Below are 1,677 nucleotides of genomic sequence, written 5' to 3' on the forward strand. Positions count from 1 at the left end.
CCACGGTAAGGCTCATCTTTGTACATATTCACAGCCAAACTCAGCGCTTTGAAAATATCCGTTTGAGATAAACCTTTACCGAGTCCACCGGCATTGATCGTCGCCAGAACGGCTTCTTTGTTGTAGGTAAGCTTCAATATTTCAGTTGATTTGGTGCTAAAAAAAACATAACCAAAACGGTCATCTGGACGGCGCCTCACAAACTCAGCAAGATAATCCCTTGAAACTTCGCGTTTGCTTCTACTAATCACAGTGTCCCTTCGAAGAGTATTCCATGGCGGCCTAGCAAATTGGTCATCCATACTGCGGCTACGGTCTAACAGAATGACAAACTCCGCTCCTTGGCGAGTGCGTTCAACCACTTGTTCAGGAATGTAAGGGTTCGCCAGAGCCAGAAGTAGAAAAATAATAGCAACGGATGCTGACAATTTGCTAAGCCATGACAGTATTAAAGACAATGAGTCTCTAGGAATAAACCCTTGCCAAACAACCGTTTTAGTCGTGTTCAGAAACAGCCAGGGTAACAAGGCCAGGGGGAGAAAGTAGAAAAAAACAGGATGAGCCCAATTGAACTCAGTCATAACATCCTGCCAGGCGCAGCCATACAAAAGATCTGAAAATCGTCAGACTAAAATGACAATCCCTGTCAAACATAACTCACTCCATGTATTAGTCGTCTGTTCGTACAAACCACCTATAGGGTAGAAACACCAACAAAATTAAAAACAAGGCTGCACCAGCAAACCAGGCATATAAATCATAATCGATGGTTTGCTCACGGGTGTTAGACTCATCTCGGATAGTATCGACTAGATCCACCGGGTCATTTGGTGATGAGACAAAGGCAAATCCTACCCGATTCGCTAAGGTAGCCAAGTGAGATTTTTTCTGTGAGGACAGGTGTTCACTTCTGGGTTTATTCACATTGACATCCCTATCAGCTCGCATTGAGGCAAACACATCTTCATGCATCACCTCATTGATTCCCCATACGCCTTCAATCACACCTTTGTCATTTGTTTTAGGAATAGGAAGAAGCTCCTCACCACCAATCCCGACTAAGATTCCGTGAATCTCACCTGGCTTACCAGCAAACTTAGGAAATAAGGTGGGATTAATCGGGGGAGATTCATGCCCGTCTGTCAACATCACAATGGTCGGTCTGGGATCAATCTCTTTAGCCTGACGAATAGCGGTATAGACCGCTTTTGAGACTTCACTGGAACGGGCCCAGGCCATATAAGGATTGACCTGCTCAAGCATCTGTATCAAATCATGATAAGACCCACAGACTTCAACTGGGTTCATCAAAATTAAACTTCTGGATTCGCTGAAAATAGCCAATCCCGCATGAGCACCACATGGCATTTCTAATAACGTTCTTCGCGTAAACTCTTTGGCCCACGCTAAGCGACTGACGTTCTCCCCGTCTAGTTCAGCATCTTTCACATTCATGCTGTCGGTGATATCGATGACAAAGATGGCATCCATGATTTTGACATCTCGCTTGACCAGCGGGAACCATAAAGCAGCCACAACAAATATAAACGCCGTCAGCATCACAATGGCTGTTAGCAATATACGTTTTTGGTAACTCACTCTCATGGAAGATCTACCTTGAACGCTTTACTCTCAATTGAACGCTGGCTGCTGATCACATTCTTTTCATAGTTAGGG

At 44.5% G+C, this 1,677-nt stretch carries 2 protein-coding genes; both read right to left on the reverse strand.

Annotated features, from left to right (window positions below):
- Nucleotides 1-581: vWA domain-containing protein (locus B4K20_RS07955; RefSeq protein ID WP_289282504.1), on the reverse strand; the 581-nt coding region annotated here is incomplete at its 3' end.
- A gap of 88 nt (nt 582-669) precedes the next feature.
- On the reverse strand, nt 670-1,605 hold the full coding sequence (locus B4K20_RS07960; protein ID WP_289244949.1) for a VWA domain-containing protein: 936 nt from the start codon (nt 1,603-1,605) through the stop codon (nt 670-672).
- Between the last annotated feature and the right edge of the window lie 72 nt (nt 1,606-1,677).

This window comes from Methylophaga sp. UBA5088, from assembly GCF_002414625.1.
GTDB lineage: Bacteria > Pseudomonadota > Gammaproteobacteria > Nitrosococcales > Methylophagaceae > Methylophaga > Methylophaga marina.